The following is a 23,207-nucleotide window of genomic DNA, read 5'->3' as shown; positions in this document are numbered from 1 at the left end:
ATGCTTTCGAAATGCTGTCTTGCAGCCTGTCTTGCCGTTCTGGCCATCGTCCTGCCGGCCGTCACGACGCCGGCGCGCGCCATGGTCTGCATGGAGAAATCGATGACGCTGGACGAGGTCGTCGACACCATCAGCAGCCAGAAGGGCTGCGAAAGCGCGATGAAGGTCTTCAAGGATTGCGAGCTGACCGCGAGCGGCGACGTCCAGCTCGGCGCGGCCGTCGAAAAGAAATGCGAGGCGGACTTCAAGCCCGGCCTCAATGCGGCGCAGAACCAGGCCTACAAGCGCGAGATGCACGCGTGCGACATCAAGTACCGGAACAAGTCCGGCACCATGTACATCTCGTTCACGGCATTCTGCCGGGCGGAGGTCGCCCAGCGGTACTCGCAGCGCGCGCTGAAGGCTGCGGGCACGAAGGCCCGCTAGCGCAAGCCTCAGGCGGCGAGGGCGGCCTTGGCCTTCTCGGCGATCGCTTGGAACGCAGCGGGCTCGCTGATCGCGAGATCCGACAGCACCTTGCGGTCCACGGTGATGCCCGACTTTGCCATACCGTCGATAAATCGGCTGTAGGTCAGGCCGAACGGACGCACGGCGGCGTTGATGCGCTGGATCCAGAGCGCGCGGAAGGTGCGCTTCTTCCGCTTGCGGTCGCGGAAGGCGTATTGCTGGGCCTTTTCCACGGCCGGCTTGGCGGCGCGGATGGTGTTCTTGCGGCGGCCATAGAAACCCTTGGCGGCCTTGTAGACTTTCTTGTGCTTGGCGTGGGCGGTCACACCGCGTTTGACGCGTGCCATGACGAATATCCTTCAGAAGTGACTTGTTTTACGGATCGCCGCGCAAAACGCGGCGGAGCTGGCAATGATCTTCGACGTCCTTGGACGCGATCAGGCGTTCGGCAAGAAGTACTTCTTGACGTTGTCGCCGTCGGTCTTGAACAGCACAGCGGTGCCGCGGAGCTGACGGATTTGCTTCTTCGTCCGCTTGATCATGCCGTGACGCTTGCTGCGATGAGCGAACATCACTTTGCCGGTGGCAGTCACCTTGAAGCGCTTTTTAGCGCCCGATTTGGTCTTCAGCTTGGGCATTTGGCTCTCCTAATGGCCAACGAAATCCGCCCGCGAAAGGCGGCGTGGCCGTCAAAAATGCTCGTTAGAGCGTTGATTGTGCTCAGGTTTTTGCGAACAAGCGCGAAACCCGCACGAAACACCGCCACGGCAGCCCTTAATCAGCCGGGCGATGAAGGTCGGGCTTATGGCAGAGAACGGGCGAATTGGCAACGACGATGAACCGGCGAAACCTGCTCGCCGACTATTGGGTGTTGCCACCCCATCGTTCACGCCGTCCCGTCCGGAGCAGGACCAAAATGGCCCATTTTTCCCAATCGATTTTGTCTAACGTTACCCGTCCGCGCCACCTGGCGCTGCTCGCCGTGCTGGCTGCGGCCGCTGTCCCCTCGAGCGCCGATGCCCGCATCGGCGGTTATGACGGCGTCTGGAACGTCACCTTCGCCACCACCCGCGGCGCCTGCAGCTCGGGCTACAGCGTTCCCTTCACGGTTACGGGCAGCCGGGTTTCGTCCGCCGGCGGCGGCCGGGTCTCCGGTACCGTCAATCGTGGCGGGGCCGTCGCGGTCCAGGTATCGGTCGGCGCCTCCCACGCCAGCGGCGGCGGCCGTCTCGGCGGCGCAGCGGGGGCCGGCTCCTGGAAAGGTGTCATCTCAGGTGACCAGTGCAGCGGCACCTGGCAGGCGTCGCGGACCTGAAAACACAAACGGCCCGCCGGACATCCCGGACGGGCCGTTAAAACTTCGACTTCAGCCAATCGGCGTCAGCGCGGCGCCAGCACCATGACGACCTGACGGCCTTCGAACCGGGCGTCCTGCTCGACCTTGGCGAGCTCGGCGACGTCGGTCTTGATCTTGTCCAAGAGCTTGGTGCCGATCTCCTGGTGCGCCATTTCGCGGCCGCGATAGCGCAGGGTGATCTTGACCTTGTCGCCCTCTTCAAAGAACCGCAGCATCGCGCGCATCTTCACGTCATAATCGTGATCGTCGATCATCGGCCGGAGCTTGATCTCCTTGATCTCGACTGTCTTCTGGCGCTTGCGGGCTTCGGCGGCTTTCTTCTGCGCGGAATACTTATATTTCCCGTAGTCCATGATCTTGCAGACGGGAGGGCTGACATTTGGCGAAATCTCGACCAGATCCATGCCGGCTTCCTGGGCCATCTTGATGGCAAGCATCGTCTCGACCGTGCCTTTGTTGTCACCGGTCTGATCGATCAGCTGGATCTGCGCATTGCGAATATCATCATTGATGCGCGGCCCGTCTTTGGCGGCTGGGGCCGGGGCTCTATTGGGACGGCGAATGGGTGGTTCTCCAAAGTTGTGAAAGGAAGCGGCTATTTTGCAGGAAGATGCTGATGCCGGCAAGCAAGTCGCTGTTGCGAGCAGCGAAAACCCTCAAATGCGAGGCATTTCGGCCACGCTTTTCGGCACGGTGCACGACATAGACACCTTGCCCCTGTTCCGCAAGCGTCCCAAAGGGACAATGCCAATATAGGGTTGCGTTAAGGAACGCGGCCGAACACCTCAAACCGCACAGCCAGAGTAAACGTTCCCATGACCTCAGCAATTCCCGATGCCGTGCTCGACTTCATCGAATTGGGCGAGGGCCCGTCCGCGCGCAGGATCGCGGTGCGCCACCGCGCCGGACAAGGCCCCGGCGTCGTCTGGCTCGGTGGCTTCAAGTCGGACATGCTGGGCGGCAAGGCGGTGGCGCTCGACGCCTGGGCTGGAGAGCATGGCCGGGCCGCCGTGAGGTTCGACTATTCCGGCCATGGTGAATCCAGCGGCGATTTCGCCGATGGAACCATCGGCAGCTGGCTCGAGGACAGCGTCGCCGTGTTCGAACGCTTCTGCACCGGTCCGCAAATCCTGATCGGCTCCTCCATGGGCGGCTGGATGGCGCTGCTGCTTGCCCGCGAGATCAGGAAGCGAGCGGGAAAGGCGTCGCTGGCAGGCCTGGTGTTGATCGCGCCGGCGCCCGATTTCACGGAAGAGCTGATGTGGAAGAATTTCTCGCCCGAGGTGAAGAAGGAGATCGAGACCAAGGGTTTCTGGCTCAGGCCTTCCGAATATGGCGACGGCACGCCCTATCCGATCACGCGCAAGCTGATCGAGGAGGGACGCAACCACCTTGTGCTCGGCGGCGCCATCGATCTCGGCTGTCCCGTGCGCATCCTGCAAGGCGCTCGGGATCCCGATGTGCCGTGGCAGCACGCCTTCGCGCTGACGCATCGCCTGCCGGCCGACGACGTCGTGCTCACCCTGATCCAGGACGGCGACCATCGCCTCTCCCGCCCGCAAGACATCGCGCGCATTCTTGCCGCGGTGGCGGAGATCGGGTGAAGTAACGCAGAACTCGGTGTCATCGCCCGCGAAGGCGGGCGATCCAGTACGCCGCGGCCGTCGTGATTGAACTGAGAAGCCGCAGCGTACTGGATGCCCCGCCTTCGCGGGGCATGACGGAGAATGGGAAGGGAGAAGCGCCAATGACCACCGCCATGCTGCGCGCCTTCTGCGACGCGGTCGAGCAGCGCAACGGCCGTGCCTTTGCTGATCTCTTCACCGAGGACGGGATCTATCACGACGTGTTCTATGGCGCGTTCGAAGGCCGCGAAAAAATCGCAGGGATGATCGACGACTGGTTCTATCGCACGGCGACGGATTTCCGCTGGGACATGCACGATCCCGTCAGCAACGGCACCACGCTCTATGCGCACTACACCTTCAGCTACGCCTCAACCCTGCCGGAAGCTGCCGGCGCGCGGGCGATGTTCGAGGGCGTCGCGATCATGACCCTGCGCGACGGCAAGATCGCTGGATATCACGAGGTCGCCAACACCGCGCCCGCGTTTGTCGATCTGAAGTTCGCGCCGGAAAGGATCGCGAAGATCGCCGCCAAGCAGGGCGCCGAGTTGAAGGCGCGGCCGGAGATGAAGCGGCATCTGGCGTAGCTATCTCCCGCCGTCATTCCGGGGCGCGCCACTTGGCGCGAACCCGGAATCCATCGGGCGGCAAGGTTGGTGGAGGAATGGATTCCGGGTTCGTGCTGCGCACGCCCCGGAATGACGTAGACCGACGACTACGGCGGCGGCACCTTCGCCATCGGCTTGCGCTGCGCCAGCGCGGCGACCGTCGCGGTGCCGATCGGGCCCTGCTCGTCATAGAGCCAGCATTCGCCGATCGCCACGCCGTCGGTCGCCTGATGGTTCACCACCTCGAAGCCGATCCAGTTCGTCGCCGGCAGGCGGTGCAGATAAATCGTCACGTCGCTGTTGATGTAACCGAGCCCCTTGTCGCCGGCATTGGCAAACGGGCTCGCAAAGTCGGCGCCAACAGCGACATGGACGAATGGCGTCATCGGCACGCCGGCAACGAGCTCGCGCACCTCGCTCATCCACAGCCGGCGCGGGCCGAGCGAGCCCATGTGGCCGACGATCGGGCGCGTCGTCCATTTGCCGTGCATGCCGAGCCTGGGATCGGTCGGCTTTGGAATGTCGGAGGGCTTGGGCACATCCCAGTTCGGCGGCGACCAGACATTGCCGTCAGGATTTTGCGTCCGCCGCAGCAGCTGGCACGAGGCGCGCGCCATGCTGACGCCACCCGACACGAACTCCGCCTCCACCACGCGAATGCGCATTCCATCGCGCACCAGCCGCGTGGTCACTTCGATGGGCTTGTCGATGGTCGGCAGCCGAAACATGTCGACGGTGAGCCGCGCCGGCACGAATTCAGGGCCCGAATGGCGCTCTTCGATGGCAAAGCCGAGCAGGCCCACGATGACGCGTCCGTGCAGCGACTTCGGATCCCACGGCCCGTTGGCCACTTCCGTCGGATGGAATGTATCGCCGTCGCGAGTGAAGAAAGGCATGTTTGTTGTCATGACGCGTGAGATTGAAGGATGCTGCGAGGAAATCAAGCCCACCATTCCTCGCGCACGCTCTCATCGTGCTCGTTGCCCAAGGCAGCGCTCTTCATCGCCTCAAATTCATCTCGCGTGATCAACTGCCCCAGCGCCCACACGGCGGCGCCGCGCACCAGCGGGCTCGCATCGTCAAGCAATCGCCGCGCTTCATCCGCCAGCGTCACCTCACCCGAGTTGCCGATCGCAATCAGCACGTTCCGCAAGAAGCGATCACGACCAATCCGCTTCACCGGCGACTTCGTGAACAGCGCGCGGAACGCGGCATCATCCAGCTGAGCGAGTTCGGCAAGACCAGCTGCGCGCAATTCATCGCGCGCGGCAAGTTTCGCCTCGCGCCCTTCCTGCGCAAACTTGTTCCAGGGGCACGCCGCAAGGCAATCGTCACAGCCATAGATGCGGTTGCCGATGGCCTTGCGAAACTCCTGCGGGATCGGCCCCTTGTTCTCGATGGTCAGATACGAGATGCAGCGCCGCGCATCGAGCTGGTACGGCGCGGGAAACGCCGCGGTCGGGCAGATGTCGAGACAGGCCCGGCACGAGCCGCAATGATCGATTTCCGCGCCATCGCGCGGCAGCTCGAGCGTGGTGTAGATCGCGCCGAGGAACAGCCATGAGCCGAATTCGCGCGAAACCAGATTGGTGTGCTTGCCCTGCCAGCCGAGATGCGCGGCCTGCGCAAGCGGCTTCTCCATCACCGCGGCGGTGTCGACGAACACCTTCACTTCGCTCGGCGCGGTCGCGACCAGCCAGCGCGCCAGCGCCTTCAGCCGTTTCTTGATGAGGTCGTGATAGTCGTCGCCCTGCGCATAGACGGAGATCGCCGCGCGCGTGCGCTCTTTCAGGATCGCGAGCGGATCGGAGTCGGGACCATAATTGACACCGAGCATGATGACGCTGCGCACGTCGGCCCACAGCCCGCGCGGATCGACGCGCCGCTCCGGCTGGTTCGCGAGCCAGTCCATGTCGCCATGGCCGCCGGAAGCGATGAATGCGAGGAAATGCGCGCCGGCCTTTTCGATCGTGCCGGGCGCTGTGATGCCGATGCAGTCGAAGCCGAGCGCGCGCGCCTCGCGCGTCAGCGCCGCCTTGAGTTCAGTCGGATCGGCGGTCAGAAATCCAGGTCCACATAGGTCCGCGACGCCGGCACGCCGGCCAGCCATTCGCTCAGCAACGGGCGGAACGACGGGCGGGATTTCACCCGCGCGTACCACGCCTTTGCCGCGTCGTCCTCGCTCCATGGCACGTCGCCGAGATAGTCGATCGCCGAGAGATGCGCCGCGGCGGCGAGATCCGCGTAAGTGAGCCGGTCGCCGGCGAGGAAGTTACGCGTCTGCGCCAGCCAGCCGATATAGGCCAGATGATAGCGCACATTGGCCTTGGCGGCGCGCATCACGTCGGCGGAGGGCGCACCCCCGCCATTGTCCTCGCTCATGAAGCGCTTGTAGATGCGCTCGGTGACGAGCGGGTGCGAGACTTCCTCGAAGAACTTTTCGTTGAACCAGGCCATCAGCCGACGCACCTCGACGCGCTCGGCGATCGTCTCCGGCATCAGGCGCTTGGGTCCCATCTCGACGCCATAGGCCTCGTCGAGATACTCCGCGATGATGGCCGCGCCGGGGATCGGCGGCTGCTCGTCGTCCACCATCACAGGCGTCGTGCCGGCCGCATTGAGCAGCAGAAATGCCTCGCGCCGTTCCCAGCTGCGCTCCTCGGCGAGCTTCAGTTCGAGCCCGTATTCGCCCGCGATCAGGCGGATGAATCGCGAATGCGGGCAGAACGGATGATGAAACAGCGTAAACATGAAGCCTTTGACTATTTGATGGTGCTTAAGATTCCATCAATGTTTGTGCGGCGCCACACTAGTCCTTCAAATCAGCGAGGCAAAGGCGCGATAGCGCATTTTGCGATTGCGAGCGAGGGGCGAATAGGCGAGAAGAGCCCCGCTTTTCCAGCGGAAATGGACCGTAAATATGTCAGATACCATACGGGCAGTGATCCTTGGCATCATCGAGGGTGTGACCGAGTTCCTTCCCGTGTCCTCGACCGGCCACCTCCTGCTGGCCGAGCGCTTCTTCGGCCTCGGCGAGGGTGCGTTCTGGGATTCGTTTACGGTTCTGATCCAGCTCGGTGCGATCCTCGCGATCGTCGGGCTCTACTTCAAGAAGCTGTGGGACGTCGTGATCGGCTTCTTCTCGGGCGACTCCTATTCCCGCCGCTTCGTGATCGGCGTGCTGGTGGCGTTCCTGCCGGCGGTCGTGGTCGGTCTCATCGCCGGCAAATACATCAAGAGCGTGCTGTTCAATCCCTGGGTCGTGTGCTTCACGCTGATCGTCGGCGGCGCCATCCTGCTCTGGGTCGACAGGCTCGATCTCAAACCGCGCGAGCATGACGCCACCAAGTTTCCGCTGCTGATGTACCTCTATATCGGCATCGCGCAGTGCATCGCGATGATCCCGGGCGTGTCGCGCTCCGGCGCCAGCATCGTCGCCGCGATGCTTCTGGGCGCCGACAAGCGGGCGGCGGCGGAGTTCTCGTTCTTCCTCGCCATCCCCACCATGATCGGTGCGTTCGCCTACGATTTCTATAAGAGCCGCGCCGAGATGACGATGGACCACATGGGCATCGTCGCGATCGGTTTCGTCGTGTCGTTCATCACCGCGATCATCGTGGTGAAGAGCTTCCTGGAATACGTCACCCGCCACGGCTTCGTGGTGTTCGCCTGGTGGCGTGTCATCGTCGGTACGCTCGGCCTGATCGCGCTGGCGCTGGGCCATTAACTTTTAAAGTCGCTGACGAACCTCAACCCAATATCAGCTTTTGGCCGCTAGGCAGTCTCCGGAGCGGGGTGGCCCGCAGGCGGAGCTGAACGATGACCCTCGTCAGCGGCTGGGGACGCTTCCCGGTCGTCGATACCGAAATGCTGCGGCCGCGGTCGTTCGGGGCCGTCGGTGAGGCCGTCGCTGTGACCGGCACGATTGCGAGGGGCAATGGCCGCGCCTATGGCGACGCCGCGATCGGCGCTGCCAGAACCATCGCCATGACCGCGTTAGACCGCGTCAGGTCGTTCGATCCGGCGACCGGTCGCATCCGCCTGGAAGCCGGCGTGCTGCTGTCCGATCTGATCGACACCTTTGGCCCGCGCGGGTTCTTTCCCTTCGTGGTGCCGGGCACGCGCTTCGTCTCGGTCGGCGGCGCGATTGCGGCCGATGTGCATGGCAAGAACCATCATGGCGAGGGTGGCTTTGGCCGCTACGTCGACAGCATCCTGCTGCGCACCGGGGCCGGCGAGACCATCGAGGCCTCGCGCGAGCAGAACTCCGATGCATTCTTCGCGACAGTCGGCGGCATGGGCCTCACCGGCGTGATCCTGGAGGCGACGATGCGGCTGCGTCCGGTCGTATCTGGCTGGATCCGCGAGCGGGTGATCTCCGCGTCCGATCTCGATGCCGCCATGCGCGCGCTCGAGGCGAGCGATCCCGCGACCTATTCGGTGGCGTGGATCGATTGCGTGGCGCGCGGGCGTAACCTTGGCCGCTCGTTGATCTATCTCGGAGAGCACGCCGGCAGGGACGAGCTCGCCGAGGGGGCCGACATGTTTCCCGTCGGCAAGGCTCCCGGGCTCGGCGTGCCCCTCGACCTGCCGTCGATCACGCTCAATCGCTACAGCATCGGCACCTTCAACGAGCTCTATTATCGCATGGGGGCGCGGCGCACCGGTATAGATCATGTGGTCTCGCTCTATCCGTATTTCTTCCCGCTCGACAGTCTCAGCGACTGGAATCGCATCTACGGGCGGCGCGGCTTCCTCCAGCATCAATGCGTGATTCCAGAAGCTGGCGCGCGCGAGGTGCTGGGCGACATTCTCGATCGCGTCGCAAGGCGCGGCGATGCCTCGTTCCTCGCGGTGCTGAAGAAGCTCGGTCATGGCGACGGGCTGCTGTCGTTTCCGCTGCCCGGCTATACGCTGGCGCTGGATTTCCCTGTCAGGGGCGACATCCTGAATTTTCTCGACGAGATCGACCGCCTGGTCGTCGCCGGCGGCGGCAGGCTTTATCTGGCGAAGGACGCGCGCCAGTCGCGCGCGACGTTCGAGGCCGGCTATCCGGCGCTGGCGCGCTTCAAGGCGATCCGCAAATCGCTCGATCCGGCCCAAAACATCCGCTCAAAGCTTTCACAACGCCTGTTCGATGAGGGTTAAGCCGTGACGTCACGCATGTCAGTATTGGTGCTCGGTGGCTCCTCCGATATCGGCCGCGCCGCCGCGCGCGCCTTTGCCAAGGCCGGTTACGACGTCTCTCTCGCAGGCCGCGATGCTGCCGCGCTCGAGCCTGACGCCGCCGATCTGCGCGCGCGCTATAATATCGAAGCGAGCACGCGGAGCTTCGACGTGCTCGACACCGCGTCTTTCGACGGCTTCGTCGCCGGCCTTCCTGCTTTGCCTGACGTCGTGATCTCGATCGTCGGCCTCTTGGGTGTGCAGCAAGATGCCGAGAGCGATCTCGCCCATGCCACCACGATCATGCGTTCGAACTACGAGGGGCCGTCGCTGATCCTCGGCCTGTTCGCCGAAAAATTCTTGGCGCGTGGAAGCGGTACGCTTGTCGGCGTCTCCTCGGTCGCCGGCGATCGCGGTCGCGCCTCGAACTATATCTACGGCTCGGCGAAAGCCGGCTTCTCCGCCTTCCTCTCAGGCCTGCGCGCCCGCTGCAGCCGCAGCGCGGTGCATGTCGTCACGGTGAAGCCCGGCTTCGTCCGGACGAAGATGACTGAAGGCATGAAGCTGATCGGACCGCTCACGGTCGACGCGCCTGTTGTCGGCGACGCGATTCTCGCGGCTGTCGAGAAGAAGTCGGATGTCGTCTACGTCAGCGGAAAATGGCGCCTCGTGATGCTGATCATCAAGACGCTGCCGGAGGCGGTGTTCAAGAAGCTGAAATTTTGAGGCTTGCTGCAAGCCGCGACGGCGGTGCGCCCCCTCGCCCGCTTGCGGGAGAGGGCTGGGGAGAGGGTGTCTCCGCAGAGAGACTCCCCAAGGGGAGAAAGCCCTCACCCGCCGCTACGCGGCGACCTCTCCCGCAGGCGGGAGAGGTGAAACAACTCACACGCCCATGCGCTGGAACTGACCCTGCGGGCGGAAACGCCAGAGATATTGCGGGGCGATCGCTTCCAGCGAATCGGGCGTGATGCCGAGCCCTTCCAGCGTCAGCCCAGCCGCCTTCGCCGCATCAGACACGACATTGTCGCGCTCGAGCAGCGTCACCTGGTCCGGCGTCAGCTTGAACGCGCCGGGCGCGAATTGCAGGAAGGTAGCCTTGAGGCGGGCGAGGCCGAACGACAGCGGCACCAGCGCGCGCTCGCGATCGGTGATCTCGAGAATTGCCTCGATGATCTCGCGCATGGTCAGCACCTCGGGCCCGCCGAGCTCGTAGGTCGCACCCGCCTTGGCCTTGCCGTCGACGGCGTCCGCAATCGCGGTGGCGACATCGCCGACATAAACCGGCTGCATCTTCGTCGCGCCGCCGATCAGCGGCAGCACCGGCGACATCCGCGCCAGCGCGGCAAAGCGGTTGGTGAACTGGTCCTCGGGGCCGAACATCACGGAGGGGCGGAAGATCGTTGCCGATGGCACCGCCGCGGACACCGCGGCCTCGCCGGCTGCCTTGGCCTTGGCATAGTACGAGGGCGAATCAGCGTCGGCACCGATCGCGGAGACATGGATCAGGCTGGCGCCTGCGGCAGCCGCCGCCTTGGCGACGGTCTCGGCGCCCTTGGCCTGGACGGCGTCGAAGGTCTGAGCGCCGCCTTCCGTGAGGATGCCGACCAGGTTGATCACGACATGCGAATCACGTGCCGCCGCCTCGACCGATCCTGGGTAGCGCAGATTGGCCTGGATGGTGTGGACCTGCCCGACCTTGCCCGAGGGCTGGAGGTATCCGGCGAGCTCCGGCCGCCGCACCGCGACGCGGACCCGGTAGTCCCGCCGGCACAGCGCGCGGACGACATTTCGGCCCAAAAACCCCGATCCGCCGAAAACCGTGACGAGAGTTTCCAGATTCGATGCCATGGAGGTCCATTCCTGCGGAAGAGTGCGAGATATCAGGCTTGTATCGGGGTGGTGTGCGATGCGCAATCGGCATCCAGAACCATGAATTGACAACGGCGTCACCGAACCGTAGTAACCGCCTCCGTGCCCCAAACGGCATGCCCAGGTGGTGGAATTGGTAGACGCGCTGGCTTCAGGTGCCAGTGGCTTAACGGCCGTGAAGGTTCGAGTCCTTTCCTGGGCACCATCTTTCCCTTTGGATGCCCCTCGGGGGCGCAATCCCAAGGTTGGCGGACGGCCACCAGTCGCAGTGACCTGGTGCCTGATACGCAATAATGTTGCGGAATCGATCCAGGAAGCGATTCCCGCATCGTCAGATGCCCCTCTTTCCATTGGCCGCGGCGACAACGATATTGGCCTCGACGGATCCGTGAGGATTGTGATTTCGCTGGCGAAAGAGCCAAAGGGATTCAGGACGATGGCAACGCTGGACATCAGTCGCTTGACGCCGAAGGAACGGCTCGACCTCATCGGTGAGCTCTGGGACAGCCTCTCTGCGACCGACGTGCAGTTGACCCCGGCGCAGGAGGCCGAGCTCGACCGTCGGCTGGCGACTTTTGATGCGGACCGCCGCGAAGCGATTCCGTGGGAAGATATTGAGGCCGAGATTGATCGCCGGTCACGATAAGTGGCCAAGATCTTTTTTACGCGGGCGGCACGAGCCGACCTCGTTGATGCCTTCCGCTGGTACGACGCTCATGCACCGCACGTTGTGCCGCAATTTCGGGACGCCTTGCGTGCAGCAATGGTTCGAGTCGCCGAGAATCCCAAGCAGTTTCCGCCAGCATCCAAGAACGTGCGCCGCGCCTTGCTTCGACGTTTCCCGTACACTCTGGTGTTCCGTGAAACGCACGATGCCATCTATGTCGTTGCAGTGTTTCACACGAGCCGTGATCCCTTGATTTGGCTGCACCGCTCATAGCACGACACACTGCTAGCCGATGTCGCGCAATGTACGCGAGGTCAGACCGTAGAATTTCAGATGAACCCGATTCATCTGCTCGATTGACCCGAAACCGCATCTCGCCGCAACCGCCTTGAGCGGCAAGGTCGAGGTCCGAAGATGGTGACGTGCCGTATCGGCACGAAACCGTTTGACCGTCTCGGCGGGGGGCACGCCGATCAGCGTTCGATATTTGCGTGCGAATGTTCGCTCGCTCATGCCCGCCCGAGCCGCAAGCTCAGGGACGCGTAGGTCGCGGCTAAGATTGGCCAGGATCCAATGGTGAAGCTCCGCAAAGGCTCCCGCCCTGTCGTGGTCAATGGTCTCGATGAATTCGCTGAATTGCGACTGGCTGCCAGGTCGCTTGACGTAGAGCACCATCCACTTGGCCGTGACTGCGGCGGCTGCTTCGCCGTGGTCGTCAGCGACGAGCGCGAGGGCGAGGTCGATGCCGGCGCTTACGCCTGCGGAACTCCAGATTTTGCCGTCACGCACATAGATGGCATCGCGGTCGACCGTGACGTCGCGGAAGTTCCGTTGGAGCTTGTCGCAATCGACCCAATGCGTTGTCGCTCGCTTGCCCGCAAGCAACCCGGCCCGCGCAAGCACGAGTGCACCGTTGCACACGGAGCAGATCCGCTCTGCCTCGTCCCTGTGGCTCCGCAACCAGCCGATCAGGAGCGGATCGCGCGACGCCGCTTCGACGCCCTTTCCTCCAACCACCATCACCGTCGTTCCGGGCATCAGCGCGGACGGCAAAGGCGCGGCATCGATCGCCAGTGACAAGGAGCCCTGTACCCGATCGGGACCGGACGACACGACCGAGACCCGGTAATCGATCGGCAGCCCTGTTGCGGAATCCCGCGCATGTTCGCTCGCCGAAAGGAACACCTGCATCGGGCCGGCGAGATCGAGCACCTGGAAGCCCTCAAAGGCCAGAAAGACAATATGCCGAGGGGTTGCCGAGGGCGGTGGGAGCATTGGCAGAAAATACGACAAGTTTGGCAAATATGCCAATCGCAACCGGCGTAACTCGGGCTCGGCTTAAACCAAGCGAGGACGACAGATGATCTACGAGTTGCGCACCTACCGCACCCTGCCGGGCCGGATGCCTGCACTGCTGAAGCGCTTTGAGACGCGGACCCTGAAGATTTGGGAGCGATTGGGCATTCGCCAACTTGGCTTCTGGCGGACCACGGTCGGACCGTCACACCTGGAGCTCGTTTACATCCTTGCCTGGGACTCGCTCGCGGAGCGGGAGCGTCTTTGGGGTGCCTTCGTAGCGGACCCCGAATGGCTGGAGGTAGCCGCGGCCTCGGAGGTCGACGGGCAAATCCTCGCGAATATCTCGAACACGTTCATGAGCCCAACAAGCTTCTCGGCCCTGCAATAAGCGAGGGCTTGGCGGGCCAGGGACGTCGTCGAGGAACGTGCACGCCAGATAGAGCGCAACGCTGTGGGCTTTGTCAGCCCTCAGACCACGCTCCTCCCGGCCCGCTCCGCGACCGATTTCTGCACAAAATACATCGCCACCAGCGTGATGATGGTCGTCGTGACGACGACGTAGCCGATCCGCTCGAAATGCAGCAGCGAACCATCAGGTTGCTGCGAGATGATCGCGGCCGCCAGCACCGAGCCGAGGCCGCCGGAGAGTTGCTGCAGCGAGGCGCTGACCGCGCTGAACGAGCCGCGCTGGCTCGGATCGGGGATCGCCGACATCAGCGCCTGCGACGGGATCATGCGCGAGAATATGCCGACGAACAGCAGCACGTTGACGGTGATCGCTGTTACCAGCGAGACGTGGCCGAGATGGGTGTAGATCAGCACCATGATGATGGTCATCGCGCAACCGAACACGAAAGTCGGATATTTGCCGAAGGTGTCGGCCGCGCGGCCGACCAGCGGGCCCGTGACGATGCTGAACAGGCCGGAGACCAGATAGATCGTCGGCAGGTTTACGATGTCGATGCCGACATTGTTCACGGTGAAGGCGCTGGAATAGGGCATCAGCATGTAGCCGCCCGTCGCCAGCAAGGTCGTGACCGCGAAGGCCAGCGTGTAGCGCGGCTCGCTGACCGTCGCGACCAGATGGTGGAACGGGTTTCGGTCCTGCTTCAGCTTCAGATGCGCATCGACCGGCTCCATGGCGAAGGCGATGACGGCGATCGACAGGATCGACAGGCCGACGATGGCAAAGAAGCAGACATGCCAGTCCCAGTGATTGGCCAGAAACAGGCCGGCGGGAACGCCGAGCACCTGGCTCGCGGCAAAGGCGGTCTGGACGAAACCCATCACGCGGCCGCGCAAATGCAGCGCGAACAGATCGGTGACGATGGCGAGCACGATCGAGCCGATCACGCCGCCGAACAGGCCGGTCACGACGCGGCCGAGCAGCAGCACATGGTAATCCTGCGCCAGCGCGCACAGCAGCGTCCCGAGCGTGAAGCCGGCATAGAAGAACAGCAGCAGGCGCTTGCGGTCGAAGCGATCGGCAAAGCCGGCGGCCAGGATGCCCGAAAATCCGGCGCTGAACGCGTAGGCCGACACCGCGACGCCGAATTGCGCGGCCGTGATGTTGAGCGAGGGCATCATGATGGCGCCGAGCGGCGACATGATGATGAAGTCGAGAATGATCGTGAACTGTGCGAACGCGAGCAGCGCCACGAGAAGCGACTGGTAGCGCGAAAAGCCGCGCTGGCGTTCCTGCTGATCGTCGATCGGCGCGGCGAGCGTCTGGTCTGTCATGGCACCTGAGGGTGTGGTGGGGGGCTGGGCTCAGATGGGGTGCGCGCCGCCGATTACCACCGCCGCGGGTCCCAGGTTCCGCTGGTATATCGAGCGCGCGCCGGATTGTGGGATCCGTGCAACAGCAGGCCTCGGGACCTCTGCCCTTTCAGGATTAAGCCGCCCTTAGCGAATGCGCCCTAGGCTCGCGACCGTCCATTTTCCTTGCTCCCCGGCCTCCTCCCAGCCCCTGGGTCGGCCGTGCTGCGGTCAGTCAAAGCGTATTCGGATGGAGCAGCCAGCCTGGCAGTACGATCGGAGTGAGGCCGCCCCGGATTCCGTCCCGGCGCCGGCTTGCACGCTCGTGATCGATCTCGAAGGCGCCCTGCTGCGCTCCGAACTGCTGATGGAGGCGCTGTTCTCTGCGCCCGCCCGCATGCTGGCTCGTTTTGGCGCGCGCGGACGTCCGGGCATGGCGGCCCTCACCGACGTTCTGGCACGGGCCAGGCTCGACTACGCCCACCTTCCCTATGACGTCGATGTGCTGAACCGGGCGCTGGCCGCGCGGGCGCGGGGCGCAAAGATCTTCCTGGTCGCAGGCCGCTTTGCCGATCAGGCGTCCGGCATCTCGGCGCATCTCGGCTTCGACGGCGTCGTGACCCCAGCCGATCTTGCAGGTAGCGATAATCTGCCGTTCGATCGCACCGCGATCGAGCGCATCGACCAGGTCAATCGCGATCGCGCCGGTCTTCGAACCTGGGCGAAGGCGCTGCGGCTCTATCAATACGCCAAGAACACGCTGGTGTTCGTGCCCGTTCTCACCGCGCATCAGGTGAACATCGCAACGCTCGGCGCCGCGCTGCTGGCGTTCCTGGCGTTCTCGGCCTGCGCGTCGGGCGCCTATCTGATGAACGATCTGCTCGATCTCGCGGCCGATCGCCAGCATCCGACCAAGCGCCACCGCGCGCTGGCCGCGGGCACCTTGCCGATCTCGTCGGCGTTGCTTGCGATCCCGGCGCTGTGGACGTTCGCGCTCGTCGCCAGCCTCTGCATTTCCGTCGCCTTCCTCGGCGTGCTGGTCGCCTATCTCGTCACCACTATCGCCTATTCGCTGGTGCTCAAGCGCAAGATGCTGGTCGACGTCGTCACGCTCGCGGGCCTCTATTGCCTGCGTATCGTCGCCGGGTCGGTCGCCGCCGGCGTCGTGCTGTCGGAATGGCTGATGGTGTTCTCGCTGTTCGTGTTCACCTCGCTCGCGCTGATCAAGCGCTTCAGCGAGCTCAGCATGCGCCAGGGCGAGGGCCTTGCCGATCCCTCCAACCGCGACTACCGCATCAGCGACCTCAACATCATCGCCGCGATGGCGGCCGCGAGCGCCATGAACGCCGTGACGGTGTTCGCGCTCTACGTCTCGTCCTCGGCGGTGACGCCGCTCTACAGCCGCCCCTGGATGCTGTGGCTGCTCGCGCCGCTGCTGCTCTACTGGTTCGGCCGGGCCTTGATGATCGCACATCGCCGCGAGATGCCTGACGACCCTATCATCTACGCCTTCCGCGACGGCGCCAGCCGCACCACCGTGGCGGCGATGGTCTGCATCATGCTGGCGGCGATCTGAGCCATCGCTGCTTGCGCAGGCCTCCCCCAGGGGCTAAATCGCGGACCATCCGATGAGCTTGTGATATCGACGCGACCGATTCGATTGAGGGATTGAAACGCCATGACCGTACGCCTGCATCGCGGCGACCTGCCGGACCTCTCCCGCTACACCGGCGCGGTGGCGATCGACACCGAGACCATGGGCCTCAACCCGCATCGCGACCGGCTCTGCGTGGTGCAGCTCTCGCCGGGCGACGGCAGCGCCGACGTGGTGCAGATCCCCAAGGGGCACACCGATGCGCCGAACCTGAAGGCCCTGCTCGCCAATCCCGCGATCACCAAGATCTTCCATTTCGCCCGGTTCGACGTCGCGGTGCTCTACCAGACCTTCGGCGTCATGACCGGGCCGATCTACTGCACCAAGATCGCCTCCCGCCTGACTCGCACCTATACCGATCGCCATGGTCTCAAGGACCTGGTGCGCGAGGTGCTCAATGTCGACCTCTCCAAGCAGCAGCAATCCAGCGACTGGGGTTCCGACAGCCTGACCGAGCCGCAGCTCGCCTATGCCGCCTCCGACGTGCTGCACCTGCACGCCTTGCGCGAGCGGCTCGACGCCATGCTGGTCCGGGAAGGCCGCAGCGCGCTGGCAAAAGCCTGTTTCGAGTTCCTGCCGACCCGCGCTTTGCTGGACCTGCAGGGCTGGGAGGAAGAGGACATTTTCGCGCATTCCTGAGCGGTTTCGATGTCATTCCGGGGCGGCTCGAAGAGCCGAACCCGGAATCTCGAGATTCTCAGGTGCGCAATTGCGCACCATAGGTCGATGCTTTGCATCGTCCGGAATGACGGCACATGGGCGGACGGGCACCACCGTCGCCCCGTTTCGGACACTTTCCTGCGGCCTGTCCAAGACTAATATGCCAAGGCTGCATATTCAGGCGGCGCCGGGTACAATGGCCGCTCACGAACCGCACAAGGCGAGCGACACCCTGGAGCTCAGGTGAATTCGGCCCAGTTTTCCACCTACGACGCCGCGCTTGCGGCGAAGTTTGCCCAGGCGGCGCGCCACAGCCGACTCGTGCGGATTCTGCGCGTCGCGGTGCCTGTGACCGTGGTTCTGGCCATGGCCTCGATCGTCGCGGTCTCGACCTTCCTGAACCCCTTCTCCATGATCCCCATCAAGGTGGATTCCGGAAACCTCGTAGTGACCGGCACCAAGATCACGATGGAATCGCCGCACATGTCCGGCTTCACGCCGGATCAGCGGCCCTACGAGCTCTGGTCCAAGACTGCGACGCAGGACATCACCGATCCTGATCACGTGGATCTCGCCGACCTCAAGTCGAAAGTGTTGATGGAAGACGGGTCGACCGTGTTCCTCGACGCCCGCACCGGCCGCTTCGACAACAAGCAGCAGCAGCTCGACCTGCACAAGGACGTGTTCGTGCGCACCTCGACCGGCTATGAGGCGCGGCTGAACTCGGCCTTTGTCGACATGAACAAGGGCACGGTGTCCTCGGACGAGCATGTCGACGTCAAACTGACCAACGGCACGCTGACGGCCGACAAGCTGCGCATCACCGAAGGCGGCGATGTCATCCGTTTCGAAGGCAATGTGGTGATGCATCTGGACAAGATCAGCACGGAGGAGGCGCCCGTCGAACAGCCGCCGCCACCACCGCCGCCGACCAGGTCGAAGAACAGATCCGCGAACTCAAAGTGATTTTCATGACCGATTTTTTCCCGCGCAACGACCGCAGCCGTCGCGTCATCGCCGCAGCTTCTGCGCTCGCCGGCATCGCGCTGCTCGCGACAGGCGCGAGCCTCGCGCAGAGCACGATGCAAGGCGTGCCCAACGCGATGCAGGGCTTTTCGCAGAATCGCGACCAGCCGATCCAGATCGAGGCCGCCGCGCTCGAAATGCGTGACAAGAAGAAGGAGGCGACCTTCTCCGGCAATGTGAAGGTCGTGCAGGGCGACACCACCATGACCTCGAAGACGCTGGTAGTGTTCTACGAATCCAACAGCGACAAGCAGCCTGCGCCGCAGGCCGCGCCCGCCAAGGGCGCGAAGGCGGCGCCGCCGATGCAGGCCGCGTCGCCGGGGCCCGGCGGCGCGTCCTCGATCAAGCGGCTGGAAGCGCGCGGCAATGTCGTCGTCACCCAGAAGGACCAGGTGGTGACAGGTGAGACCGCGGTGTTCGACACCAAGACCAACCTCATCACCATGCTGGGTGGGTCCGGAGGCCAGGTGGTGCTGACCCAGTGCCAGAACGTGCTGCGCGGCGACCGCCTCAAGGTCGACATGACCACCGGCGTGTCCCGGGTGGAATCCGACAGCGGCAAGGTGCAGGGCCTGTTCATCCAGTCCCAGGGCGGCTCAGACGGCAAATGCGGAACGCCCGTGGCTCCTGGCGCGGGCTCGCCTCTGCAACTGCCGGGCGGAACTAAACAGAAGTAAATTCAATCACTTGTCTCTGATGCGCACGATCCGAGGTTGAAGCTTGCGCGGTGAGGCTGTATCTAGCGCGCAGGGCTTTCGAAGCGGGGTTCGCCGCTTTTCGGGCGTGTTTCACTGGGCATGAGACATCCCTTCACTCATGCTGTGCTGGCGAATCACTGGGCCGGTGCAGCGGATCGCGAAATCACGCACGATCGTCGTGCAAGATTGTCGTGAAAGGCTAGAAGGCGGGGATGGTCGATCTCTTCAGCATGTTCCGACGGCGCCCCGCCAAGCGCGGCCGGCCAGGATTTGCCCGTCAGGACATCACGGCGCTCGATGGCAGCATGGGGGGGCTCGTGCCGAGCCCTGTCAGGGATGCGCCGCCGATCGCCCGTGATCAGCCCGTGCAGAGCTCGGATCCCTACGGCGTCGAGGCCCCGCCGCGGCAAAGGCCGGCGGCGACCCAGCCTCCCCAGGCCAGATCCGGTGCCAAGTCCAATGGCAGGGCGGGCGGGCCGCAATTGTTGCGGCGGCCGGGTTTTCTGGCTGTGCATAGCGTGGAAAAGAGTTTCGGCAGCCGCCAGGTCGTGCGCGGCGTCAGCATCTATGTGCGCCGCGGCGAAGCGGTCGGCCTGCTCGGTCCGAACGGCGCCGGCAAGACCACCGTGTTCTACATGATCACCGGCCTGATCAAGGCCGATCGCGGTGCGATCGAGCTCGACGGCCACGACGTCACCAAGCTGCCGATGTATCAGCGCGCGCGGCTCGGCATCGGCTATCTGCCGCAGGAAGCCTCGATCTTCCGCGGCCTCACGGTCGAGCAGAACATCCGCGCGGTGCTCGAAGTCGTCGAGCCCTCGCGCAAGAAGCGCGAGCAGCAGCTCGACTCGCTGCTCGACGAATTCAACATCACGCGCTTAAGGAAATCGCCCTCGATCGCGCTGTCGGGCGGTGAGCGCCGCCGCGTCGAGATCGCGCGCGCACTGGCAACGCGCCCGAACTACATGCTGCTCGACGAGCCGTTCGCGGGCATCGATCCGATCGCGGTGGGCGACATTCAGGACCTCGTCCGCCACCTCACCAATCGCGGCATCGGCGTCTTGATCACCGACCACAATGTCCGCGAGACGCTCGGCCTGACCGATCGCGCCTATATCGTCTATGCCGGTGAAATCTTGACGGAGGGAAGCCCGGACGAGATCGTCGCGGACCCGGATGTCCGCCGCCTTTACCTTGGCGAGGAATTCCGCCTCTAGCCCTTTTTTCCATTGAGTCAAGGCGTGTACATCGGGCTGGGACTAAGATAAGCAAGAATCGGACCAATTTTCGGGAACGGTTCTTGTTAGATGGCGCTGACGCAGAGATTAGAGTTCCGGCAATCCCAGTCGCTGGTCATGACGCCGCAGCTGATGCAGGCGATCAAGCTGCTGCAGCTGTCGAATCTCGATCTCACGACCTTCGTGGAAGAGGAACTCGAGCGTAACCCCCTGCTGGAGCGGGCCAATGACGAGGCCCCCGGCGAGGCGCCGGCCGAGGCCGGCCAGTTCAGCGATCACGATGGCGAAGATTCAGGCAATCAGGGCGTCGATGACGGCTTTGGCGGCAGCGGCGACGCCTTCGAGCCCGGCCAGGAAGAATGGATGAGCAAGGATCTCGGCTCCCGCGCCGAGATCGAGCAGACCCTCGATACGGGCCTCGACAACGTCTTCTCCGAGGAACCGGCAGAGGCTGCCGCGCGCAACGCCCAGGACGCCGCGCCGACCACCTACACCGAATGGGGCGGCGGCGCCTCCGGTGACGAGGACTACAATCTCGAAGCCTTCGTCGCCGCGGAGATGACGCTCTCCGACCATCTCGCCGAGCAGCTGTCGGTGGCCTTCACCGGCGCGGCGCAGCGCATGATCGGGCAGTATCTGATCGACCTCGTCGACGAGGCCGGCTATCTGCCGCCCGATCTCGGCGGGGCAGCCGAGCGGCTTGGCGCGACGCAAGAGGACGTCGAGGACGTTCTTGCCGTGCTGCAAAAGTTCGATCCGCCCGGCGTCTGCGCGCGATCTCTCAGCGAGTGCCTGGCGATCCAGCTCCGCGAGCTCGACCGCTACGATCCGGCGATGCAGGCCCTCGTCGAGCATCTCGATCTCCTCGCCAAGCGCGACATCGTGTCCCTGCGCAAGCTCTGCGGCGTCGACGACGAGGACATCGCCGACATGATCGGCGAGATCAGGCGGCTCAATCCCAAGCCGGGCATGAAGTTCGGCTCGGCGCGGCTTCAGACCATGGTGCCCGACGTCTATGTCCGCCCGGGTCCCGATGGCGGCTGGCATGTCGAGCTCAACAGCGACACCCTGCCGCGCGTGCTGGTCAACCAGACCTATTACTCCGAGCTGTCGAAGAAGATCGGCAAGGACGGCGACAAGTCGTATTTCACCGATGCGCTGCAGAACGCGACGTGGCTGGTGCGCGCGCTCGACCAGCGCGCCCGCACCATCCTGAAGGTCGCGACCGAGATCGTGCGGCAGCAGGACGGCTTCTTCACCCATGGTGTCGCGCATCTGCGGCCGCTGAATCTGAAGGCCGTTGCCGACGCCATCCAGATGCATGAATCCACGGTGTCGCGCGTCACCGCCAACAAATATATGGCGACAAATCGCGGCACATTCGAGTTGAAATATTTCTTCACGGCCTCGATCGCCTCCGCCGACGGCGGCGAGGCGCATTCGGCCGAAGCCGTGCGTCACCACATCAAGCAGTTGATCGATTCGGAAGCGCCTGCTGCGATCCTGTCGGATGATACCATCGTGGAACGCTTGCGCGCTTCGGGCATTGATATTGCCCGTCGCACGGTCGCGAAGTACCGCGAAGCCATGCGCATTCCGTCCTCGGTGCAACGCCGTCGCGACAAGCAGAGCGCTCTTGGTAACGTCCTTTCCACCGCAATGCCCGATCGCTCCCGCAACACTGAACCGGCGTGATTGCGCTGGCGCGAAATCGCGCTACTCTCCTCCCCCCATCGCGACCGATCCAAGCTAGGCCAATTGAACCAAGCGAGGCATCACATGACTCTTCGGATCTCGGGCAAGAGCGTTAGCGTCGGTGAGGCCCTTCGCGGCCGCGTGACCGACCGGACCGAAGAGGTCCTGCGTAAATATTTCGACGGCAATTATTCCGGCCACATCACGCTCAGCAAGGACGGCCTCGGCTTCCGTACCGACTGCGCGCTGCATCTGGATTCCGGGATTACGCTGGAAGCCGATTCGAATGCGCAGGATGCCTATGCCAGTGCCGACCAGGCCCTGATCATGATCGAGAAGCGCCTCAAGCGCTACAAGAGCCGGCTCAAGGACCGTTCGGCCCGCAAGGCCCATGTCGCCTCCGCGGCGCTGGCCGCGCTCGACGCCACCGCCTACGTGCTCGAGGCCCCTGGCGAGGGCGACGACGAGGACGAGGTCACCGGCTACAGCCCTGTGATCATTGCCGAGGCCACGACCTCGCTGCGGCAGCTGTCGGTCAGCGAGGCCGTCATGGAACTCGACCTCAGCGGGGCGCCCTGCCTGGTATTCCAGCATGGTTCCTCCGGCCGGGTGAACATCATCTACCGCCGGGCCGACGGGAATGTCGGCTGGATCGACCCGCCGGGCGCCAAATCGGTGTGATTAGGGCTTGTCCGGGGTGACCCCGTATCAACCACAGGTCTTAACAATGACCGTGGCAAAGCCGCACGCAGGAGTTGGCACCGGGATTGCGTTGGAGTAGAAGCGCCCCACATCAGGACCGGGGCTAAGTCCCCCTCCTGCTTGACCTTCTTGACGCCGGTCGGGCTCGCGTCTAGCGAGACGGCCAATTCGGAACCTGACGGTTTAATTCACCTCGGAACACTTCCATGCCGATTACCGATCTGGTCGCCCCCGAGGCGATTCTCCCGGCATTGAAGGTCAACAGCAAGAAGCAGGCGCTCCAGGAGCTCGCGGCCAAGGCCGCCGAACTCACCGGCCAGAACGAGCGCTCCGTGTTCGAGGTGCTGCTCCAGCGCGAGAAGCTCGGCACCACCGCGGTCGGCTATGGCGTCGCCATCCCTCACGGCAAGCTGCCCAAGCTCGAGAAGATCTTCGGTCTGTTCGCCCGCCTGGATCGCCCGATCGATTTCGAGGCGATGGACGGTCAGCCGGTCGATCTCGTCTTCCTGCTGCTCGCGCCCGAAGGCGCCGGCGCCGATCATCTGAAGGCGCTCGCCCGCATCGCGCGCCTGCTCCGCGACCAGGACATCGCCAAGAAGCTCCGCGCCTCGCGCGATGCCCAGGCGATCTATTCGGTGCTCGCCCTGCCGCCGGCAACCGCGGCGTAACTCTTCCCGTTCGAACCCACGCCGCACCGTCTGCGACTTATTGGCAGCCGGGCGCTGGCATATTTCGCCA

At 64.0% G+C, this 23,207-nt stretch carries 27 protein-coding genes and 1 tRNA gene; 19 read left to right on the top strand and 9 right to left on the bottom strand.

Features of this window, described 5'->3' with window-relative positions; all coding sequences use genetic code 11:
- Positions 1-426, top strand: coding sequence for a hypothetical protein (locus Q0687_RS28630; RefSeq protein ID WP_298884650.1), 426 nt, complete (start codon positions 1-3; stop codon positions 424-426).
- An 8-nt stretch (positions 427-434) separates the two neighbouring features.
- On the opposite strand, the gene rplT is transcribed toward Q0687_RS28630, so the two are convergent.
- Together rplT and rpmI are read right to left on the bottom strand one after the other, a co-directional pair.
- Complete coding sequence (gene rplT / locus Q0687_RS28625) at positions 435-794, bottom strand: 50S ribosomal protein L20 (protein WP_220012688.1); 360 nt, start codon at positions 792-794, stop codon at positions 435-437.
- A gap of 90 nt (positions 795-884) precedes the next feature.
- On the bottom strand, positions 885-1,085 hold the full coding sequence (rpmI, locus tag Q0687_RS28620; RefSeq protein WP_007598540.1) for a 50S ribosomal protein L35: 201 nt from the start codon (positions 1,083-1,085) through the stop codon (positions 885-887).
- Between the two features lie 278 nt (positions 1,086-1,363).
- On the opposite strand from rpmI, the gene Q0687_RS28615 reads away from it, so the two are divergent.
- Complete coding sequence (locus Q0687_RS28615; RefSeq protein WP_298884645.1) at positions 1,364-1,762, top strand: hypothetical protein; 399 nt, start codon at positions 1,364-1,366, stop codon at positions 1,760-1,762.
- Between the two features lie 65 nt (positions 1,763-1,827).
- Here Q0687_RS28615 and infC read toward each other — a convergent pair whose 3' ends face one another.
- On the bottom strand, positions 1,828-2,367 hold the full coding sequence (gene infC / locus Q0687_RS28610; protein ID WP_148778009.1) for a translation initiation factor IF-3: 540 nt from the start codon (positions 2,365-2,367) through the stop codon (positions 1,828-1,830).
- Between the two features lie 252 nt (positions 2,368-2,619).
- Between infC and Q0687_RS28605 the strand changes: the two genes are divergently transcribed.
- Positions 2,620-3,408 carry an alpha/beta hydrolase gene (locus Q0687_RS28605; RefSeq protein WP_298884642.1) on the top strand — a complete coding sequence of 263 codons (789 nt, stop codon included), beginning with the start codon at positions 2,620-2,622 and terminating at the stop codon, positions 3,406-3,408.
- 143 nt (positions 3,409-3,551) lie between these two features.
- On the top strand, positions 3,552-4,016 hold the full coding sequence (locus tag Q0687_RS28600) for a nuclear transport factor 2 family protein (RefSeq protein ID WP_298884639.1): 465 nt from the start codon (positions 3,552-3,554) through the stop codon (positions 4,014-4,016).
- A 128-nt stretch (positions 4,017-4,144) separates the two neighbouring features.
- Here Q0687_RS28600 and Q0687_RS28595 read toward each other — a convergent pair whose 3' ends face one another.
- From Q0687_RS28595 to Q0687_RS28585, 3 genes are read right to left on the bottom strand one after another with little or no spacing between them, the layout of a single operon-like run.
- Entirely contained in the window at positions 4,145-4,933 is a 789-nt protein-coding gene (locus Q0687_RS28595) for an acyl-CoA thioesterase domain-containing protein (RefSeq protein ID WP_298884636.1), read from the bottom strand.
- Between the two features lie 44 nt (positions 4,934-4,977).
- On the bottom strand, positions 4,978-6,147 hold the full coding sequence (queG, locus tag Q0687_RS28590) for a tRNA epoxyqueuosine(34) reductase QueG (protein WP_298884635.1): 1,170 nt from the start codon (positions 6,145-6,147) through the stop codon (positions 4,978-4,980).
- A complete protein-coding gene (locus Q0687_RS28585) occupies positions 6,096-6,788 on the bottom strand; it encodes a glutathione S-transferase family protein (protein ID WP_298884634.1) in 693 nt (230 codons plus the stop codon). Before Q0687_RS28585 ends, queG begins: the two co-directional genes overlap by 52 nt.
- A 169-nt stretch (positions 6,789-6,957) precedes the next feature.
- On the opposite strand from Q0687_RS28585, the gene Q0687_RS28580 reads away from it, so the two are divergent.
- The 3 genes from Q0687_RS28580 to Q0687_RS28570 all read left to right on the top strand — a co-directional run bounded on the left by Q0687_RS28580 (position 6,958) and on the right by Q0687_RS28570 (position 9,929).
- Positions 6,958-7,764 (top strand): undecaprenyl-diphosphate phosphatase, encoded by an 807-nt coding sequence (locus Q0687_RS28580; RefSeq protein ID WP_298884633.1) that lies wholly within the window; start codon positions 6,958-6,960, stop codon positions 7,762-7,764.
- 92 nt (positions 7,765-7,856) lie between these two features.
- A complete protein-coding gene (locus tag Q0687_RS28575; RefSeq protein ID WP_298884630.1) occupies positions 7,857-9,185 on the top strand; it encodes an FAD-binding oxidoreductase in 1,329 nt (442 codons plus the stop codon).
- Between the two features lie 3 nt (positions 9,186-9,188).
- Positions 9,189-9,929, top strand: coding sequence for an SDR family oxidoreductase (locus Q0687_RS28570; RefSeq protein ID WP_298884627.1), 741 nt, complete (start codon positions 9,189-9,191; stop codon positions 9,927-9,929).
- Positions 9,930-10,085: 156 nt separating this feature from the next.
- On the opposite strand, the gene Q0687_RS28565 is transcribed toward Q0687_RS28570, so the two are convergent.
- Positions 10,086-11,051 carry a complex I NDUFA9 subunit family protein gene (locus Q0687_RS28565; protein WP_298884625.1) on the bottom strand — a complete coding sequence of 322 codons (966 nt, stop codon included), beginning with the start codon at positions 11,049-11,051 and terminating at the stop codon, positions 10,086-10,088.
- Between the two features lie 139 nt (positions 11,052-11,190).
- Between Q0687_RS28565 and Q0687_RS28560 the strand changes: the two genes are divergently transcribed.
- The 3 genes from Q0687_RS28560 (at position 11,191) to Q0687_RS28550 (ending at position 12,012) form a co-directional block, all read left to right on the top strand.
- A tRNA-Leu gene (locus Q0687_RS28560) sits at positions 11,191-11,277 on the top strand.
- A gap of 63 nt (positions 11,278-11,340) precedes the next feature.
- Complete coding sequence (locus Q0687_RS28555) at positions 11,341-11,718, top strand: addiction module protein (RefSeq protein ID WP_298884621.1); 378 nt, start codon at positions 11,341-11,343, stop codon at positions 11,716-11,718.
- Positions 11,719-12,012, top strand: a complete 294-nt coding sequence (locus tag Q0687_RS28550; protein ID WP_298884620.1) for a type II toxin-antitoxin system RelE/ParE family toxin — start codon at positions 11,719-11,721, stop codon at positions 12,010-12,012.
- 12 nt (positions 12,013-12,024) lie between these two features.
- Here the strand turns inward: Q0687_RS28550 and Q0687_RS28545 are convergent, their stop codons facing one another.
- Positions 12,025-13,014 (bottom strand): DJ-1/PfpI family protein, encoded by a 990-nt coding sequence (locus Q0687_RS28545; RefSeq protein ID WP_298884618.1) that lies wholly within the window; start codon positions 13,012-13,014, stop codon positions 12,025-12,027.
- An 85-nt stretch (positions 13,015-13,099) separates the two neighbouring features.
- Between Q0687_RS28545 and Q0687_RS28540 the strand changes: the two genes are divergently transcribed.
- On the top strand, positions 13,100-13,426 hold the full coding sequence (locus tag Q0687_RS28540) for an NIPSNAP family protein (protein ID WP_298884617.1): 327 nt from the start codon (positions 13,100-13,102) through the stop codon (positions 13,424-13,426).
- An 80-nt stretch (positions 13,427-13,506) separates the two neighbouring features.
- Here the strand turns inward: Q0687_RS28540 and Q0687_RS28535 are convergent, their stop codons facing one another.
- Positions 13,507-14,778: an MFS transporter gene (locus tag Q0687_RS28535; RefSeq protein WP_298884616.1), complete on the bottom strand. Its 1,272-nt coding sequence runs from the start codon at positions 14,776-14,778 to the stop codon at positions 13,507-13,509.
- A 268-nt stretch (positions 14,779-15,046) separates the two neighbouring features.
- Here Q0687_RS28535 and Q0687_RS28530 point away from each other — a divergent pair, with 268 nt between their 5' ends.
- The 8 genes from Q0687_RS28530 (at position 15,047) to ptsN (ending at position 23,137) form a co-directional block, all read left to right on the top strand.
- Positions 15,047-16,372, top strand: a complete 1,326-nt coding sequence (locus Q0687_RS28530; protein ID WP_298884613.1) for a UbiA family prenyltransferase — start codon at positions 15,047-15,049, stop codon at positions 16,370-16,372.
- Between the two features lie 102 nt (positions 16,373-16,474).
- On the top strand, positions 16,475-17,089 hold the full coding sequence (locus Q0687_RS28525) for a ribonuclease D (protein ID WP_298884610.1): 615 nt from the start codon (positions 16,475-16,477) through the stop codon (positions 17,087-17,089).
- Positions 17,090-17,353: 264 nt separating this feature from the next.
- Positions 17,354-18,076 carry an LPS export ABC transporter periplasmic protein LptC gene (gene lptC / locus Q0687_RS28520; RefSeq protein ID WP_298884608.1) on the top strand — a complete coding sequence of 241 codons (723 nt, stop codon included), beginning with the start codon at positions 17,354-17,356 and terminating at the stop codon, positions 18,074-18,076.
- A gap of 5 nt (positions 18,077-18,081) precedes the next feature.
- Entirely contained in the window at positions 18,082-18,813 is a 732-nt protein-coding gene (locus Q0687_RS28515) for an LptA/OstA family protein (protein WP_298884605.1), read from the top strand.
- 233 nt (positions 18,814-19,046) lie between these two features.
- Positions 19,047-20,051, top strand: coding sequence for an LPS export ABC transporter ATP-binding protein (gene lptB, locus Q0687_RS28510; protein WP_298884602.1), 1,005 nt, complete (start codon positions 19,047-19,049; stop codon positions 20,049-20,051).
- Positions 20,052-20,141: 90 nt separating this feature from the next.
- Positions 20,142-21,767: an RNA polymerase factor sigma-54 gene (gene rpoN / locus Q0687_RS28505; RefSeq protein WP_298884600.1), complete on the top strand. Its 1,626-nt coding sequence runs from the start codon at positions 20,142-20,144 to the stop codon at positions 21,765-21,767.
- An 84-nt stretch (positions 21,768-21,851) separates the two neighbouring features.
- The gene (raiA, locus tag Q0687_RS28500; RefSeq protein ID WP_298884597.1) at positions 21,852-22,448 is read left to right on the top strand and encodes a ribosome-associated translation inhibitor RaiA; all 597 of its coding nucleotides are present in this window, start codon (positions 21,852-21,854) and stop codon (positions 22,446-22,448) included.
- Positions 22,449-22,675: 227 nt separating this feature from the next.
- Positions 22,676-23,137: a PTS IIA-like nitrogen regulatory protein PtsN gene (gene ptsN, locus Q0687_RS28495; RefSeq protein WP_008141251.1), complete on the top strand. Its 462-nt coding sequence runs from the start codon at positions 22,676-22,678 to the stop codon at positions 23,135-23,137.
- Positions 23,138-23,207 lie beyond the last annotated feature (70 nt).

The organism is uncultured Bradyrhizobium sp., from assembly GCF_936928535.1.
In the GTDB taxonomy this organism is placed as follows: Bacteria; Pseudomonadota; Alphaproteobacteria; order Rhizobiales; family Xanthobacteraceae; genus Bradyrhizobium.
The sequence above is the reverse complement of the archived record's forward strand: the minus strand, read 5'-3'. Positions and strand labels throughout refer to the sequence as shown.